Here is a 15,342-nt window from a genome sequence, read left to right as displayed (position 1 = left end):
CCGGCCGCGTCATTCCGCCAGGCCCACGACCAGCCAGATCCCCGCCACCCCGCCCACGGTGCACATCAGGGTGGACAGCGCGGGGTGCTTGTGGTGGGCCTCGGGCAGGATCTCGGCGGCGGCCAGGTACAGCAGGACGCCTCCGAAGAAGCCGAGGTAGGCCCCGAGCGGTTCCTCCGGAAGGGTGAACAGCAGAGTGGACGCGGCCCCCACGACGGGGGCTGCCGCGTCCGCGAAGAGCATGAGCAGGGCCTTGCGGCGGGCGTTGCCGTACAGCCGGGTGAGCGTGTACGTGTTGAACCCGTCGGCGAAGTCGTGGGTGATGACGGCCAGCGCCACGGCCACGCCCATCCCCCCGCCGACCTGGAACGCGGCGCCGAGGGCCACCCCGTCGGCGAGGCTGTGGCCGACCATGGCGGCGGCCGCGGTCAGGCCGACCTGGGGGACCCTCTTCCCGTGGTCCGGGTGCCCGTCGCCGTTCGTGGCCCCGTGGGAGGCCTGGCGGACCGCCAGGAGGCGTTCCACGCAGTGCGCGGCGAGGAACCCTCCGACGAAGAGCAGCAAGGCCAGCGGGACCCCGAACACTTCGTCGCCGGCGGCGTGCATGGCCTCCGGGAGCAGGTCGAGGCCCACGACGCCGAGCATCAGCCCGCCGGCCAGGCCCAGCACGAGGTGGCGGCGGTCGGTGACGCGCTGCGCCGTCCATCCGCCTGCCAGGGTCATCAGGAACGCACCCAACGCCACGATCACGGCCATGTGCCCTTGCATACCGACTCCGCGCCGCCGGCGCACTTCCGCACCCGGGTGGCGGACCACGGCCGGTTGACGGGCCGGCCGCCGTGCGCGCGGTCCCCGCGCACGAAGCGCCTGCACACGAAGTCCACGAGCACGACCATGACCACGAACACGAGCAGCACCACGAACACGACGACGGAGAACGGGTGAACCTGTTGGGCGAGTACGCGACGCAACTGGTCGTCGGGGTCGGTGGCCGCGCGGGCGTGTCCGTGGCGGAGGTCTGCGCCCTGGTGGAGGAGACCCTGCGCGGTGCCGGACTGGCGTCGGGTTCGGTGACGGCCCTGGCCACGGTGGAGGGGAAGGCCCTGGAGGCGGGGATCGCCGGTGCGGCGGAACGTTTCGGCGTCCCCCTGCTCAGCTACCCCGCCGAGCGCCTGGCCGCGATCCCGGTACCGCACCCCTCGGACGCCGCCCAGGAGGCCGCCGGCACCGCCTCGGTAGCGGAGGCCGCCGCGCTCGCCGGGGGCGGGGAACTCCTCGTGCCCAAGCGGCGGTCGGTGGCGGCGACCTGCGCCGTCGCCACGGCCCACACGCACGATCTGCGCCACCACGGGGACGCCGAGGTCGCGGACGCGGGCGCGGGGCTGGTCGACCTCGCGGTGAACGTACGGTCCCACACGCCGCCGCAGTGGCTGAAGGACCGGATCGCGGCTTCGCTCGACGTCCTGTCCGCGTACCCCGACGGCCGCGCCGCCCGCGCGGCCGTGGCCCTGCGCCACGGGCTGCCGGTCGAGCGGGTCCTGCTGACCGCGGGGGCCGCGGAGGCGTTCGTACTGATCGCGCGGGCGCTGGGCGCCGTACGGCCCGTGGTGGTGCATCCGCAGTTCACCGAGCCGGAGGCGGCCCTGCGCGACGCGGGCCACCGGGTGGAGCGGGTGGTGCTGCGGGCCGCGGACGGCTTCCGGCTGGACCCGGCGGCGGTTCCGGAGGAGGCCGACCTCGTGGTGGTCGGGAACCCGACCAACCCGACCTCGGTGCTGCACCCGGCGGCGACCCTGGCCGCGCTGGCCCGGCCCGGGCGGATCCTGGTGGTCGACGAGGCCTTCATGGACGCGGTCCCCGGCGAACGCGAGGCGCTGGCCGGGCGGACGGACGTGCCGGGCCTGGTCGTGCTGCGCAGCCTGACCAAGACCTGGGGCCTGGCCGGGCTGCGCATCGGTTACGTGCTGGCCGAGCCCGGGGTGATCGCGAAGCTGGCGGCGGCGCAGCCGCTGTGGCCCGTGTCCACGCCCGCTCTGGTGGCGGCCGAGGCGTGCGTGGCCCCCGCGGCGCTGGCCGAGGCGGAGGCCGCGGCCCGGCAGATCGCGGTGGACCGGGAGCACCTCCTGGCGGGGCTCGCGGAGTTCGAGGAGATCTCGGCTGCGGGTACGGCGGAGGGGCCGTTCGTGCTGATCCGGATCGAGGGCGCGGCGGAGATCCGCACCCGGCTGCGCGCGCTGGGCTTCGCCGTGCGCCGCGGCGACACCTTCCCGGGGCTGGACCGCTCCTGGCTCCGGCTGGCGGTCCGCGACCGCGCGACGACGGGCCGCCTCCTCCAGGCCCTCGACCAGGCCCTCACGGCGCGCTGACCACGCGCCGAAGGTCACTCCAATGGCGCGTTTCCGCGGGTCGCGTGTCGCACCGCCCGTACGGGTGCGCGATCATTTCCGCAGGTAGTGACCATGCGACGCCGGGGGTACGGGGATGAAGTCGGTCGGCAAGATAGCCGTGGCCGTGGCCGGACTGGCCGTGGTATGGGGCGCCGTCTACGGCGTGACGCAGGTGGCCGGCGAGGACGGCGGGGCGGCGGCGAAGCAGCGGCTGGGGGCGAAGCCGGGGGCGGCCGTGAGTCCGAGCCGCGACGCCGCGGGCGGAGCAGCGGCCTCGGCCGTGCCGGGCGGGAAGCCGTTCACGCTCGTCGGCACCGGCGACATCATCCCGTACCCGTCGATCATCCAGCGGGCCGCCGACGACTCCGCGGAGAAGGGCGGCTACGACTTCCGGAAGATACTCGCCGGGGTCAAGCCCATCGTCTCCGCCGCCGACCTGGCGATATGCCACCACGAGATACCGTACGGCCGGCCCGGCGGCCCCTACACCGGATATCCGATGTTCAAGGCCCCGCACCAACTGGCCGACGCCCTCAAGGACACCGGCTACGACAGCTGCTCGACCGCCTCGAACCACACCCTGGACGACGGGTACGACGGCCTCGTCCGCGTCCTGGACCACCTCGACCGCGTCGGCATCCGCCACGTCGGATCGGCCCGCGGCGCCGAGGAGGCCAAGGCCCCGGCCGTGGTCGAGGCCGGTGGGGCCAAGGTCGCGCAACTGGACTACACGTACGGGACGAACGGCGTCCCGCTCCCCGACGGCAAGCCCTGGGCCGTGAACCTGATCGACCCGGCGCGGATCGTCGCCGACGCCCGCGCCGCGCGCGCGGCCGGCGCGAACGTGGTCGTCCTCAGCGTCCACTGGGGCTCCGAGTGGCAGACCGCCCCGGACAAGCAGCAACTGGAGCTGGCCCAGGCGCTGACCGCCTCGCGCGGGGCGGACGGCCTCCCCGACATCGACCTGATCCTCGGCACCCACAACCACGTGCCGCAGCCGTACGAGAAGGTCAACGGCACCTGGGTGGTGTACGGCATGGGCGACCAGGTCGCCAGCTTCTACGAGGCCGAGAAGGCCCGCGGCAACATGTCCTCGATCCCCCGCTTCACCTTCGCCCCGGCGGCCGCCCACCCGGGCCGCTGGGAGGTGGTGAAGGCCGAGTACCTCACGCAGTTCTCGGACATGCGGCCGCCGTTCCGCGTCGTCTGCACCTCCTGCGAGGCCGCTACCTCCTCGGCCGACAGCACGTACGCCGCCGCCGACCGCGAGGTGACGAAGGCCGTGATGTCACGCGGCGCCGGGGAGCAGGGACTGACGCGCGCGGCGCGGTAGGGCAGAGGGACGGCCCCGGCCCTACGAGGCCCTGCCCTACGAGGCCCTGCCGCGCCGGGTGACGACCAGCGCGGCGGCGCCGAAGCCGAGCAGGATCAGCGCACCGCCCGTCACGTACGGGGTGAGCGAGCCGCCTCCGGTCTCGGCGAGGCCGGCCTGGGACCCGCCCGTGGTGGCCGTCTGGGGCTTGACGTCGGGCAGCTTCGAGGCACTGGCGGAGGGGGCGGGCGGGGACTCGCAGCGGGCCTCGGCGAGCACGATCTCCCCGTCGACCTCGGCGACGTTCAGGTCGAGCGGGTTCACCGACACCTTGAGCCGCAGCGCGGTCGCGGCGGCCGTGGTGGAGGTCGTCTGGGTGGTGGAGAGCTCCAGGGACACCAGGCCGACCTTGGGGACCTCCACCTTGGTGGGGCCGCCCGCCGAGAGGGTGACCTTCTTGCCCAGGACGGTCACGGTGCCCAGGACGTTGGAGCTCGCGACGGGCTTCTTGCCCGCCTCGCAGACGGCCTTGGAGGTGACCTTCTCCACCTCGATCAGGGACAGCAGGGGCAGGCCCGGTACGTGGACCCTGGCCTTGGCGAGGTTCGCCTCCGCCGCGGCGCGGTCGGCGCCGGCGGTGGCCTTGGAGGTGGCGACGTCGGCGCGCAGGACGCTCACCGGCTGCCCGCCCTCGACTCCGTCGAGGGTGACGGTCAGCGCCGTCTTCGAGGCGTCCGCGGGGGCGTTGACCTCGTTGAGGGTCGCGTTCAGCGGAACGTGCACGGTCTTGTTGAGCAGGCCCACGTCCAGGGTGGTGCGCAGGACGACGGCGCTCGCCTTGCCCGCCCCCGGGTGGGATCCGGTGGAACCGGCGGAGCCGGTGGCGAAGGCGGGCGGGGCGGCGAGCAGGGCAACCGCTCCCGTGGCGACGAGCGCGGCCACGGGCATGCGGAAGGTGTTGCTGTTCAAGGTGGTGGAACCCCCAGGGAGATGGGAGCCGTCGCGCCGCCAATGGGGGACATTGCGCGCGCCGACGGCCTCGACCCCGGAATCTTTACGCACTGAGAGTGAACGGGGGTGAACCCGACGCGAGTTCACCCCAAAGGGTGGTTTCCAGGCATAGGTTCGAATACATCCGCCTCACCCGGAACGGGAGTTCCCTCCCATCCCGGGAATCTCGGCCACCAGGGTCCGCGCCGGGCGTACACAACGACCGTGCGGCCGCCGACGTCACGCCCCGTCAACTCCGGCGCCCCTGCGGACCTCTGCGGACCTCAGGCCACCACCGTCCCGTTCACCACCACCCGTAGCGGATCCGCCAGCGCCCGTACGTCGGCCCGCGGATCGGCCTCGTAGACGACGAGGTCGGCCGGGGCGCCCTCGGTCAGGCCGGGCCGGCCGAGCCACTCGCGCGCGCCCCAGGCCGTCGCCGAGAGGGCCTGCAGCGGCGGGATCCCCGCCTTGACGAGCTCGCCGACCTCGGCCGCGACCAGGCCGTGCGGGAGGGAACCTCCCGCGTCCGTGCCGACGTAGACCCCGATGCCCGCGTCGTAGGCGGCGCGGACGGTGTCGTAGCGCCGCTCGTGCAGCCTGCGCATGTGCGCCGACCACCGCGGGAACTTGGCCTCGCCGCCCGCGGCCATCTTCGGGAAGGTCGCGATGTTCACGAGGGTCGGGACGATGGCCACCCCGTGCTCCGCGAACAGCGGGATGGTCTCCTCGGTGAGCCCTGTGGCGTGCTCGATGCAGTCGATGCCCGCCTCGACCAGATCCCGCAGGGAGTCCTCGGCGAAGCAGTGCGCGGTGACGCGCGCCCCGAGGCGGTGGGCCTCGGCGATGGCGGCCCCGACCTCGGCGCGCGGCCAGCAGGCGGTCAGGTCCCCGGCCTCGCGGTCGATCCAGTCCCCGACCAGCTTGACCCAGCCGTCGCCCCGCTGCGCCTCGCGGGCCACGTACGCGACGAGGTCCTCGGGCTCGATCTCGTGGGCGAAGTTGCGGATGTAGCGGCGGGTGCGGGCGATGTGCCGGCCCGCCCGGATGATCTTCGGCAGGTCCTCGCGGTCGTCGATCCAGCGGGTGTCGGAGGGGGATCCGGCATCGCGGATGAGGAGGGTGCCGGCGTCCCGGTCGGTCAGGGCCTGCCGTTCGGCGGTGTCCGCGTCCACCGGCCCGTGGGCGTCGAGCCCCACGTGGCAGTGCGCGTCGACCAGCCCGGGCAGGACCCATCCGGTGACCTCGGTGACCTCCCCGGCGCCGCGCGGGCGCTCGTAGGAGATCCGGCCGCCGACCACCCAGAGCTCGTCGCGGACCTCCTCGGGCCCGACCAGTACCCGCCCCTTCACGTGCAGCAGACCCGACCTCGTACCGCCGCCGTTGACCTCGTCGCTCATGGCGGCACTCTATGTGCGGGCTCGGTAGGCTCTCCAGGCCGGACCGGACGTATCCGGACGAACGAACCCAGACCGAGAGAACGAAGAGAGCCGCGCCGTGAACCACCCCCTCCTGGACCTTCCGCCCCTGACCGCCGCGCGCTTCGCGTCGATCGAGCGGGGGGTCGCGGAGCTGCTCGGCACCCGGGCCGACGTGGTGATCACCCAGGGCGAGGCGCTGCTGCCGCTGGAGGGGTGCATCCGGTCGGGCGCACGGCCCGGTTCGACCGCACTGAACGTGGTGACCGGCCCCTACGGGACCACCTTCGGCAACTGGCTGCGCGACTGCGGGGCGCACGTCGTGGACCTGGAGGTCCCCTTCGACACGGCCGTGTCCGCCGCCCAGGTGGACCGGGCCCTGTCGGAGCACCCGGAGATCGACTTCGTCTCCCTGGTCCACGCGGAGGCGGCCACCGGGAACACCAACCCGGTGGCGGAGATCGGCGAGGCCGTACGGGCCCACGGGGCGCTGTTCATGCTGGACGCCGTGGCCTCGGTGGGCGCGGAGCCGCTGCTGCCGGACGCCTGGGGCGTGGACCTGTGCGTGATCGGCGCGCAGAAGGCGATGGGCGGACCGGCGGGGGTCTCGGCGGTGTCCGTCTCCGACCGCGCGTGGGCCCGCTTCGCGGAGAACGCCTCGGCGCCGCGCCGCTCGTACCTCTCCCTGCTGGACTGGAAGGAGCGCTGGATCGACGGCGGGCGCACCGCGCTGCCGCACGCGCCCGCGCAGCTGGAGATGCTGGCGCTGGAGGCCTGCCTGGACCGCATCGCGGCCGAGGGCCTGACCGCGATGGAGGCCCGCCATGCGGCCGCCGCGGCGGCGACCCGCGCGGGTGCGGTGGCGCTGGGCATCACCCCGTACGTCGGCCGGGACGCGGCGGCGGCCCCGGTCGCCACCACCCTGCGGATCCCGGAGGCCTCCCTGGTGGTGGCGAAGGCCCTCGCGGCGGATCCGGCGGCCCCCCTCGCGGCGGGCGGCGGGGCGCTGGCCCGGGAGATGGTCCGGGTCAACCACTACGGCACGGCGGCCTCCCAGGACGCCGTCGGCGCCTCCCTGACGGCCCTGGCCGGGGCACTGTCGGTGGACCCGGCCGCGGCTCTCGCGGCGGCGGGCTCGGCGTGGTCGGCGGCCCTGCCCTCGGCCTGAGCCGGGCGGCTGTCCGACTGAGCGGCTGCCTGACTGGCCGTCCGGCCGTCTGGCCGTCCGGCCGTCCGGGATCAGCCCGTCAGGATCAGCCCTCCAGGAGGTTCAGCAGCCGGTCCACGTCCGCCTCGGTGTTGTAGAGGTGGAACGAGGCCCGCAAGGTTCCCGCGCGGGCGGACGTGGAGATGCCCGCGGCGAGCAGGGCGCCCTGACGGCCGGCCAGCCCCGGCACCGAGACGATCGGGGACCGGCCCGGGACGGGCTCGTGGCCCAGGCGGGCGAGGCCGGCGCGGTAGCGGGCGGCCAGGGCGGTGTCGTGGGCGTGGACGGCGTCGATGCCGATCCGCTCCAGCAGGGCCAGCGAGGGCTCGGCGGCGTGGTAGGCCAGGAAGGCCGGGGACTCGTCGAAGCGCCGGGCCCCGTGGGCCAGTTCCCGCAGCGGGCCGTAGATGGCGTCCCACATGTCGGCGAGCGCGACCCAGCCGGCGTGCACCGGGGTCACGGCGTCCTGGGCCTCCTCCGAGACCGTGAGGTAGGAGACCCCGCGCGAGGCGAGCAGCCACTTGTACCCGGCGGTGACCGTGTAGTCGTAGGGGCTCGCGTCGAAGGGCAGCCAGCCGGCCGCCTGCGAGGCGTCGACCAGCATCCGCGCCCCGTGCGCGGTCGTCGCGGCGCGCACGGCCGCCAGGTCCGCCGTACGCCCGTCCGCGGACTGTACGGCGCTCAGCGCGACCAGTGCGGTGTCCGGGCCGACGGCTTCGGCGAGGGACTCCAGCGGGGCGAACCGGACCTTGAGGTCGTCGCGGACCACGAAGGGGTTGATCACCGAGGCGAACTCGCCCTCCGGGCACAGGACTTCGGATCCGGCCGGGAGGGAGGCGGAGACCAGGCCGACGTGGGTGGAGACGGCCGAGCCGAGGGCCACACGGTCCGCGGGGACCCCGACGAGGCGGGCGAACGACGCGCGGACCCGTTCGACGCGGCCGAAGTCACCGAAGCCCTGCGGGAGTCCGGCCCCCGACGCCTCCGCGAGCCGCCGCACCTCGGCGACGGCGGCTCGCGGGAGGGTCCCGTAGTTGGCGGTGTTGAGATAGGTGAGGGAGTGCGCGAACTCGTCGCGGACGGTCTCGGGCGCAAGCAGGTCCATGCCCTTCACTCTGCGCCAGGACCAACCCAAAGTCCATTGCCTGGTTTCGCTCACCACCCCAAAGGGCTACTTATGGCAGGGCCTTAGGGGGTCGGCACCGCGCACGCCCCGTCGGGCTCGCACGCCTCGCCCTCGGGGGCGACGGGTGCGAGGACCTCGCGGCCCGCCCAGGCCTGCTCCAGCGCCTTGGTGAACACCTCCGCGGGCTGCCCTCCGGAGATCCCGAAGCGGCGGTCGAGCACGAAGAACGGCACGGCGTTCGCGCCCAGCTCGGCCGCTTCGCGCTCGTCGGCCCGCACCTCGGCGGCGTACGCGGACTCGTCGCCCAGCACCGCCCGGGCCTCCGCCTCGTCGAGTCCGGCCTCGACCGCGAGCGCGACCAGCACCTCGGGATCGAAGACGGAGCGCTCCTCGCCGAAGTTGGCGCGGTAGGCGAGGTCGAGCAGCTCTTCCTGGCGGCCACGGTCGGCGGCGAGGTGCAGCAGGCGGTGGATGTCGAAGGTGTTGCCGTGGTCGCGGCCCTCCGTGCGGTACGTCAGCCCCTCGGCGCGGGCGCTCGCGGCGACGTGCTCCTCCATGCCGCGGGCCTCGTCGAGGGTGCGGCCGTACTTCTTGGCCAGCATCTCCAGGACGGGCGCCACCTGGCCCTTGGGGCCGTTCGGGTCGAGCTCGAAGGAGCGGTAGACCACCTCGACCTCCTCGCGGTGTGCGAAGCCGGCCAGCCCCTTGGCGAACCGGGCCTTGCCGATGTAGCACCACGGGCAGGCGATGTCGCTCCAGATCTCGACGCGCATGTTCCCTCTTCCCTCCACGGAATCAACTGTTCCGCGTTCAACCACCTGCCGCCGCGTCTCATTCCCCGGACGGGTCACTCCCCGGCCTCCCGGGTCTCCCCGGCCGCGTCCCCCACGGTGAGCCACAGGATGCGGTGGGAGCCCGCGACCCGGGCTCCGGTGGGATCCGGGAGCCAGCCGTGGGTGGCGTAGAAGGCCTGGGCGCGGAGGTTGTGCTCGTAGACCTCCAGGCGGACCCGGCGGACGCCCGCGCGGCGCCAGGCGTCGAGGCAGGCGGCGTGCAGGGCCGCCCCGGTGCCGCGGCGCCAGTGGACGGGGTCCACGTGCAGCTGGGTGAGGGTGGTCTCGCCGTCGGCGGTGCGGTAGGCCGCCACCCCGGTGAGCTCGCCGCCGCTCTCCGCGCACAGCACCCCGCCGTCCGCCGCGGCACGGGCCACCGCCCGGGACCAGCCCTCGCGGGTGCGCGCCAGTTCGGCGGCGCCGCCGTAGGCCTCCTCGGGTATCCGGCCCCGGTAATAGGTGGACCGGGCCCGGGTGTGGAGGGCTGCGATGGCGTCGAGGTCTTCGGGCTGCGCGGTCCTGATCATGGGACGGACAACGTGCCGGGAACCCTGCCGGTTCCCGGCACGGGCTACTTCTTCAGCCAGGCCTGCATCATCTTCTGCGCCACCGGGGCGGCCAGCTTGCCGCCGCCGATCTCGGAGCGGTCCGTGTCCGAGTTCTCGATCACGACGGTGACCGCGATCTGCTTGCCGTTCATCTTTCCGTACGTGGTGTACCAGGCGAGCGGCGGCAGGCTGTTGTTCACGCCGCGCTGGGCGGTACCGGTCTTGGCTCCCGACTCGACGCCCGGGATCTGGACGTTCTTGCCGCCGCCTTCGGTGGCGACCGTCCGCATGGCGTCCTGGACCATCGAGGCGGTCTTCGCGCTCATGACCTGCTCGGACTTCGGGTTCTTGAAACTCTCCAGCACGTTGCCGTTGGAGTCGGTGACCTCGGAGACCTCGTGCGGGGAGACCAGCTTGCCGCCGTTCTCGATCGCGGCCGTCACCATCGCCATCTGGAGCGGGGTGGCCTGGACGTCGAACTGGCCGATGCCCGTCTGCGCGACCTGGTCGACCGACATCTTCTTCGACGGGTACTTGCTGGGCGGGCTGGTCCAGACGGGGATCTTCTGCACCACGTTGAAGCCGAGCTTCTCCGCCATGGCGCGCATCTTGTCCTGGCCGAGCTTGTGGGCGAACTCCGCGAAGACGTTGTTGCAGGACAGCTTCAGCGCGGTCCGCGGGGAAACGTTGTTGCAGAGCGAGTCGTCCACCTCGCTGCGCAGCTTGGTCCTCGTCCCGGGGATCGTGTAGTCGCCGGAGATCCCGGTCGGCGTGTCGATGTTCGTGACCAGGCCGTTCTCGATGGCCGCCGCCAGGGTGACCAGCTTGAAGGTGGATCCGGGCGCCTGCGGCTTGCGCAGGGCCGTGTTCTCCATGGCCTTGCCCTGGTTGGCATTGAGCGCGTCCCACGCCTTCTGCTCCGCGTCACCGGCGCCCGAGATGCTGCCCGGGTCGAAGGAGGGGTTGTTCACGACGGCCAGGATCTCGCCCGTCGCCGGGTCGATCGCCACGGCCGAGCCCTGCTTGCCCTGCAGCGCGTCGTAGCCGGCCTTCTGGACGTCCTTGTCGATCGTGGTCAGCACGTTGCCCGGGGCCGCCCGCTTGTTGGTGAGCGTGTCCATGATCGTCTTGAGCCGGTTGTCGGTGCCGTTGAGGATGTTCTTGTAGACGCCCTCCAGCATGGTCGACCCGAAGGCCTGGGAGCTGTAGCCGGTGACCGGCGCGTACAGCGGCCCGTCGACATAGGTCCGCTTGTACCGGAAGTCCTTGCCGCCCGTGTCCGTGGAGCCGGTGATCGCCTCCCCGCCCACGATGATGTTCCCCAACGGGTTCTCGTACTTCCCGATGAGGTTGCGCCGGTTGTTGTCGTTGTCTGCGAGGGCCTGGCCTTGGTACGCCTGCACCCAGGTGACCCGCACCAACAGGGCCAGCACCAGAAGCAGACAGAAGACCGACGCACGCCTGATCGTCTTGTTCATCCCCCAGAAGGACGCCCCAGCCGCCCCGTCCGTTCCGCTCTGCCCCGATTGTGGCGGAGTTCTCAGCCTTTCTTCATGAGGAACCCTCCCTCGTACGCCGCGATGACCGCCTGGGTCCGGTCCCGGGAGCCGGTCTTGGCCAGCACCGCCGCCACGTGCGTCTTGACCGTCTGCGGGCCGACTCCGAGCCGCTCGCTCACCTCGTGGTTGGAGAGCCCGGCGGCCATCAGCCGCAGGACGTCGGCCTCCCGGTCCGTGAGCCGGGCGACCCAGGGCGCGGCGGCCGGGGCCGCCCCGGGCGGGGTGTGGGCGGCGGCCAGGGAGCGGACGGCCGCCGGGAAGAGCAGCGAGTCCCCGCGCGCCACGAGCCGGACCGCGGCGGTCAGCTCGTCGGGGTCGGCCCGCTTGAGGAGGAACCCGGCGGCTCCCGCGCGCAGCGCGTCGTACACGTAGGCGTCGTTCTCGAAGGTGGTGACCACGACGATCCGGGGCGGCTCGGCCATGGTGGCGAGGATCCGCTCGGTGGCCCGGATGCCGTCGATCTCCGGCATCCGCACGTCCATCAGCACCACGTCCGGGGAGAGCGCCCGGACCACCGCCACGGCCTCGGCTCCGGTGGCCGCCTCCCCGACGACCTCCAGGTCGGGCTCGGCATCGAGGATGACCCGCAGGGCGGTACGGACCATCCGCTCGTCGTCGGCCACGACCAGCCGCAGCGGCGGGCGGGCCGGCGGGGCCGTCTCCGGGGCCGGCGGCGTCATCGGCGGCGTCGGCCCCGTCATCGGACACCCTCACCGAGCGGGAGGACGGCCCGCAGCCGCCACCGGCCCTCGTGCGGCCCGGCCTCGACCTGCCCGCCGAGCAGCGCCGCCCGCTCGGCGGCTCCTTGCAGACCCCGGCCCCCGGTGGTGCGGGCCCCCGGAGCGGCCGCGGCCGCCGGATCGTTCGTCATGGCGATCTCCAGTTCCTCGTATCCACCGCGCTCCCCCTGTCCACCGGGTTCCCCCTGCCCACCGCGCACTCGTACGAGGATCCGCAGATCGACCGCGCCCGTCCCGTGCCGCAGCGCGTTGCTCAGCCCCTCCTGGACGATCCGGTACGCCTCACGGGAGGCGATCTCCGGAAGCCGCCCCCAGTCGCCGGCCGGTCCCGGGTCCTGGCGGGCGGTGATCGGGATCCCGGAGGCCCGGCTGCGGGCCAGCAGCCCGTCGAGGTCGGCGGCGAGCGTCGGAGCGGCGGGGAGCCCGGTCCCCCCGGCGCCCGCTCCGTCGCCCTCGCGCAGCAGGCCGAGGACGGCGTCCAGCTCTCCCACCGTGCGCCGGGTGGTGTCCTCGATCGCGGCCAGCGCCTCCCGTACGAAGCCGGGGTCGCTGTCGAGCACCCGCCGGGCGGCGCTCGCCTGGAGGGTGACCGCGCTCAGGGCGTGCCCGACTGCGTCGTGCAGCTCCCGCGCCAGCCGGTTGCGGACCGCCAGGTCCGCGGCGCGCTCCTCGGCGGCCGCCAGCCGGTCCGCGGCCGTCGGCCCGAGCAGTACGGGCGCCAGCCGCGCCAGCACCGCCCCCGCCCCGGCGGCACACAGCACGAGCCCGGCCAGCAGCGCGATCCCGAGCAGGGGGGGCCACGTAGGGATGGGCCTGTGCGTCGAACGGGCCGAGCCCGACGGGCAGGTCCCGAAGCGCGCTCACGAACGGCAGGGCGAGCAGCACCCCCGCCATGGGCGGCACCGCCAGGCTGATCCCGCTGACCAGGGCGCCGACCCCCAGGTGCAGGGTCCACCAGGCCGAGGCCCGCCCCCGGGCCGCCCAGCTCCGGGCCGGCCCCTCGGCGAACCGCGACCCCGGCACCCCGCACAGGGCCCGGGCGGCGGCCACGGACATCGGCCGGACCAGCCGGAACAGTCCGGTGACGGCCACGAGCGGCAGGGCGGCGGCGTAGGCGGCGAGGCTGAGCGGGAGGGAGTTGAGCGCGTTGACCCCGCCCACGGCGGCACCGACCGCCACCTGCGTCAGCAGGAAGTACGGCATCAGCAGGGCCCCGCCGAGTATCTGGTGCACCCAGCGCAGCCGGGCCCGCGCCCCCAACAGCCGCTCCACACGGTCTCCTTCAGGCCGCCCGTCGCGTCGCGAGGAACCGCGCCATGACGCTGACCGCGAGGAGTCCGACGATCATCTGGCCAGGGTAGATCAGATAGGTCGCGGTGGTCGTGCGTTCGCCCGGGCCGGGGTCCCCGCCCAGCACCGCGGTCATCATCCACATGCCCCAGCAGAGGGTCGCCGCCGAGCCGGTCCACGCCACGGCCAGCGGCCACCACGCCCGCCGGTCCCCGCCCCTGGCGAGCAGCACCGCCCCCGCCGCTGCGGTCAGGGCGCATATCGCGTGGATGAAGGAGACCACACCCGTATCGGAGGAGTACTGCGCGATCTGGTCCGCGTTGTGCCCGGCCGTGCCGCCGAAGGCCCAGTACACGTGCGTCGCCGCCACCACCGCGGCCACCGCCGCCGCGGCTCCCGCCACCACCCCCGTGGGTGACGGGAGCCGCTCCCCCAGGACGCCCTGCCAGCGCCGGCCCCAGCGCTCGCGCGCATAGGGCACGAACAGCCCGGCCAGGGCTATGGCTTGGATGATGAAGCCGGGGTAGACCACGTTGAAGACCCAGGGATCGAGGAAGGGCGGCTGGGCCTCTTGGGCGGCCTCGCCCGGCCCCCCTCCCATGGACCGCAGGAGGAGTTGGCCGGGGAAGCCGAGGACGATCGGGGTCAGCAGTCCGGTGGCGATGAAGACGGGCAGGACCATCAGCCAGGACGGCACGCGCATCCCCCAGGGCCGGGTGAGCACCAGGACCAGCAGGACCACGCTGGAGTCCATGACCAGCGACAGGCCGTTGAGCACAGTGAAGAACGCGCTGCCCGGCTCCAGGAGCACGCTGCCGTCCGGTATTCCGATGTGGCTCCCGGCCAGCCAGGCGGTCTTCAGCGTCAGATAGGGCACGGTGGCGGCGATGGCCGCCGCCCGGAGGAACCTGCGCCCGGCCCCCGGCCGGGTGGCCGGCGGCTGCGCTCCGCTGGTCGATCGCGACGTGTGAACGGCTCGTGTGGTCATGGCTCAACGGTCCCGCGCCGGCGCCGCCACCACCTCCCCCTTGAAGGGGAACCGTCTCCCCCGCCCGGGGGAGGAACCGGGCCGTCCACCGCACCGCCTGCGCCCGAGGCTCCGCCTCACATGCGCCGCGTCACCACCGACAGCCGGTCGCGCGCCGCGAACAGCGCCGCCTTGATGCCCCGTTCGTGCCCCGGCGTCAGCCGCGCCACCGGCACCGAACAGCTCACCGCGTCCCGCGCCGGCGTCCGGTACGGCACCGCCACGCCGAAGCAGCGCAGTCCGAGCGTGTTCTCCTCCCGGTCCACCGCGTACCCCTGCTCCCGCACCAGTGCCAGGTCCTCGATCAGCTGCTCCCGGTCGGTGATGGTGTGCTCGGTGACGGCTTCGAGGCGCCGCGGCAGCAGTGCGCGTACTTCCTCGTCCGTGTGCGTGGCCAGCAGCGCCTTGCCGAGGGCCGTCGAGTGCACCGGCAGCCGCCGCCCGACGCGGGTGAAGGGCCGCAGGTAGTGCTGGGACTGCCGGGTCGCCAGGTAGACCACGCTCGTCCCGTCCATGCGGGCCAGGTGGATCGTCTCCGTCGTGTCGTCGGAGAGCCGGTCCAGCGTGGGCCGCGCCGCCGCCACCACCTCGTCGCCGTCGATGTAGGAGCTGCCGACGAGCAGGGCCCGTACGCCGATGCCGTACCGCGTGCCCGTCGCGTCCGTCTCCACCCAGCCCAGGTTCACCAGGGTGCGCAGCAGCATGTAGAGGCTGGATTTGGGCAGGGAGAGGTCGCTCTGGATGTCGGCCAGGCTGTGCAGCCCCGGCCGGGAAGCGAAGTGTTCCAGCAACTGGACCGTGCGTACCGCCGACTTGACGGCCGCCGGTGCGCCCGAGCCCCCCGACTCAGCTGTGGTGGTCATCCGCCTTCGCGCCCCTCTGTCTGTTGCTGTCTCTTGTCAACC

The 15,342-nt window shown here is 73.6% G+C and carries 14 protein-coding genes and 1 pseudogene; 3 read left to right on the top strand and 12 right to left on the bottom strand.

The window, feature by feature from the left end; translation table 11 throughout:
* Positions 1-9: 9 nt before the first annotated feature.
* On the bottom strand, positions 10-756 hold the full coding sequence (locus OG898_RS22330) for a ZIP family metal transporter (RefSeq protein WP_250742267.1): 747 nt from the start codon (positions 754-756) through the stop codon (positions 10-12).
* The gene (locus tag OG898_RS22325) at positions 747-920 is read right to left on the bottom strand and encodes a hypothetical protein (RefSeq protein ID WP_250742268.1); all 174 of its coding nucleotides are present in this window, start codon (positions 918-920) and stop codon (positions 747-749) included. Before OG898_RS22325 ends, OG898_RS22330 begins: the two co-directional genes overlap by 10 nt.
* Positions 921-941: 21 nt before the next feature.
* On the opposite strand from OG898_RS22325, the gene cobC reads away from it, so the two are divergent.
* Both cobC and OG898_RS22315 read left to right on the top strand, forming a co-directional pair.
* Entirely contained in the window at positions 942-2,366 is a 1,425-nt protein-coding gene (gene cobC, locus OG898_RS22320; RefSeq protein WP_266958865.1) for an Rv2231c family pyridoxal phosphate-dependent protein CobC, read from the top strand.
* Between the two features lie 115 nt (positions 2,367-2,481).
* The gene (locus OG898_RS22315) at positions 2,482-3,720 is read left to right on the top strand and encodes a CapA family protein (protein WP_266958863.1); all 1,239 of its coding nucleotides are present in this window, start codon (positions 2,482-2,484) and stop codon (positions 3,718-3,720) included.
* A gap of 36 nt (positions 3,721-3,756) precedes the next feature.
* On the opposite strand, the gene OG898_RS22310 is transcribed toward OG898_RS22315, so the two are convergent.
* Both OG898_RS22310 and OG898_RS22305 read right to left on the bottom strand, forming a co-directional pair.
* A complete protein-coding gene (locus tag OG898_RS22310) occupies positions 3,757-4,668 on the bottom strand; it encodes an SCO1860 family LAETG-anchored protein (protein WP_266958861.1) in 912 nt (303 codons plus the stop codon).
* A gap of 305 nt (positions 4,669-4,973) precedes the next feature.
* Positions 4,974-6,089 carry an amidohydrolase family protein gene (locus tag OG898_RS22305; protein ID WP_250742272.1) on the bottom strand — a complete coding sequence of 372 codons (1,116 nt, stop codon included), beginning with the start codon at positions 6,087-6,089 and terminating at the stop codon, positions 4,974-4,976.
* A 97-nt stretch (positions 6,090-6,186) separates the two neighbouring features.
* Here OG898_RS22305 and OG898_RS22300 point away from each other — a divergent pair, with 97 nt between their 5' ends.
* Positions 6,187-7,275 (top strand): alanine--glyoxylate aminotransferase family protein, encoded by a 1,089-nt coding sequence (locus tag OG898_RS22300; RefSeq protein ID WP_266958858.1) that lies wholly within the window; start codon positions 6,187-6,189, stop codon positions 7,273-7,275.
* An 85-nt stretch (positions 7,276-7,360) separates the two neighbouring features.
* Here the strand turns inward: OG898_RS22300 and OG898_RS22295 are convergent, their stop codons facing one another.
* From OG898_RS22295 to OG898_RS22260, 8 genes and pseudogenes are all read right to left on the bottom strand, one after another.
* Positions 7,361-8,419 (bottom strand): aminotransferase class V-fold PLP-dependent enzyme, encoded by a 1,059-nt coding sequence (locus tag OG898_RS22295; protein WP_266958856.1) that lies wholly within the window; start codon positions 8,417-8,419, stop codon positions 7,361-7,363.
* Between the two features lie 83 nt (positions 8,420-8,502).
* Positions 8,503-9,213, bottom strand: a complete 711-nt coding sequence (locus OG898_RS22290; protein ID WP_266958854.1) for a DsbA family oxidoreductase — start codon at positions 9,211-9,213, stop codon at positions 8,503-8,505.
* A gap of 74 nt (positions 9,214-9,287) precedes the next feature.
* Positions 9,288-9,800, bottom strand: coding sequence for a GNAT family N-acetyltransferase (locus tag OG898_RS22285; RefSeq protein ID WP_250742283.1), 513 nt, complete (start codon positions 9,798-9,800; stop codon positions 9,288-9,290).
* 44 nt (positions 9,801-9,844) lie between these two features.
* Positions 9,845-11,299 (bottom strand): penicillin-binding transpeptidase domain-containing protein, encoded by a 1,455-nt coding sequence (locus OG898_RS22280; RefSeq protein ID WP_266958852.1) that lies wholly within the window; start codon positions 11,297-11,299, stop codon positions 9,845-9,847.
* 62 nt (positions 11,300-11,361) lie between these two features.
* Entirely contained in the window at positions 11,362-12,060 is a 699-nt protein-coding gene (locus tag OG898_RS22275; protein ID WP_250742342.1) for a response regulator transcription factor, read from the bottom strand.
* A 17-nt stretch (positions 12,061-12,077) separates the two neighbouring features.
* Positions 12,078-13,323: pseudogene (locus OG898_RS22270) on the bottom strand (sensor histidine kinase).
* A gap of 79 nt (positions 13,324-13,402) precedes the next feature.
* A complete protein-coding gene (locus tag OG898_RS22265; protein ID WP_266958850.1) occupies positions 13,403-14,398 on the bottom strand; it encodes a hypothetical protein in 996 nt (331 codons plus the stop codon).
* 116 nt (positions 14,399-14,514) lie between these two features.
* Complete coding sequence (locus tag OG898_RS22260; protein ID WP_250742287.1) at positions 14,515-15,300, bottom strand: IclR family transcriptional regulator; 786 nt, start codon at positions 15,298-15,300, stop codon at positions 14,515-14,517.
* Positions 15,301-15,342: the final 42 nt, after the last annotated feature.

Origin of the sequence: Streptomyces sp. NBC_00193 (genome assembly GCF_026342735.1) — a bacterium.
Taxonomy (GTDB): domain Bacteria; phylum Actinomycetota; class Actinomycetes; order Streptomycetales; family Streptomycetaceae; genus Streptomyces; species Streptomyces stoeckheimensis.
This window is presented reverse-complemented; position numbering and strand designations above follow the sequence as displayed.

Excerpts from the sequence above, each read along its gene's own strand:
- OG898_RS22330 (WP_250742267.1), bottom strand. The coding sequence starts at position 756 with ATGGCCGTGATCGTGGCGTTGGGTGCGTTCCTGATGACCCTGGCAGGC.
- OG898_RS22315 (WP_266958863.1), top strand. The coding sequence starts at position 2,482 with ATGAAGTCGGTCGGCAAGATAGCCGTGGCCGTGGCCGGACTGGCCGTG.
- OG898_RS22305 (WP_250742272.1), bottom strand. The coding sequence starts at position 6,089 with ATGAGCGACGAGGTCAACGGCGGCGGTACGAGGTCGGGTCTGCTGCAC.
- OG898_RS22295 (WP_266958856.1), bottom strand. The coding sequence starts at position 8,419 with ATGGACCTGCTTGCGCCCGAGACCGTCCGCGACGAGTTCGCGCACTCC.
- OG898_RS22290 (WP_266958854.1), bottom strand. The coding sequence starts at position 9,213 with ATGCGCGTCGAGATCTGGAGCGACATCGCCTGCCCGTGGTGCTACATC.
- OG898_RS22285 (WP_250742283.1), bottom strand. The coding sequence starts at position 9,800 with ATGATCAGGACCGCGCAGCCCGAAGACCTCGACGCCATCGCAGCCCTC.
- OG898_RS22280 (WP_266958852.1), bottom strand. The coding sequence starts at position 11,299 with ATGAACAAGACGATCAGGCGTGCGTCGGTCTTCTGTCTGCTTCTGGTG.
- OG898_RS22275 (WP_250742342.1), bottom strand. The coding sequence starts at position 12,060 with ATGACGCCGCCGGCCCCGGAGACGGCCCCGCCGGCCCGCCCGCCGCTG.
- OG898_RS22265 (WP_266958850.1), bottom strand. The coding sequence starts at position 14,398 with ATGACCACACGAGCCGTTCACACGTCGCGATCGACCAGCGGAGCGCAG.
- OG898_RS22260 (WP_250742287.1), bottom strand. The coding sequence starts at position 15,300 with ATGACCACCACAGCTGAGTCGGGGGGCTCGGGCGCACCGGCGGCCGTC.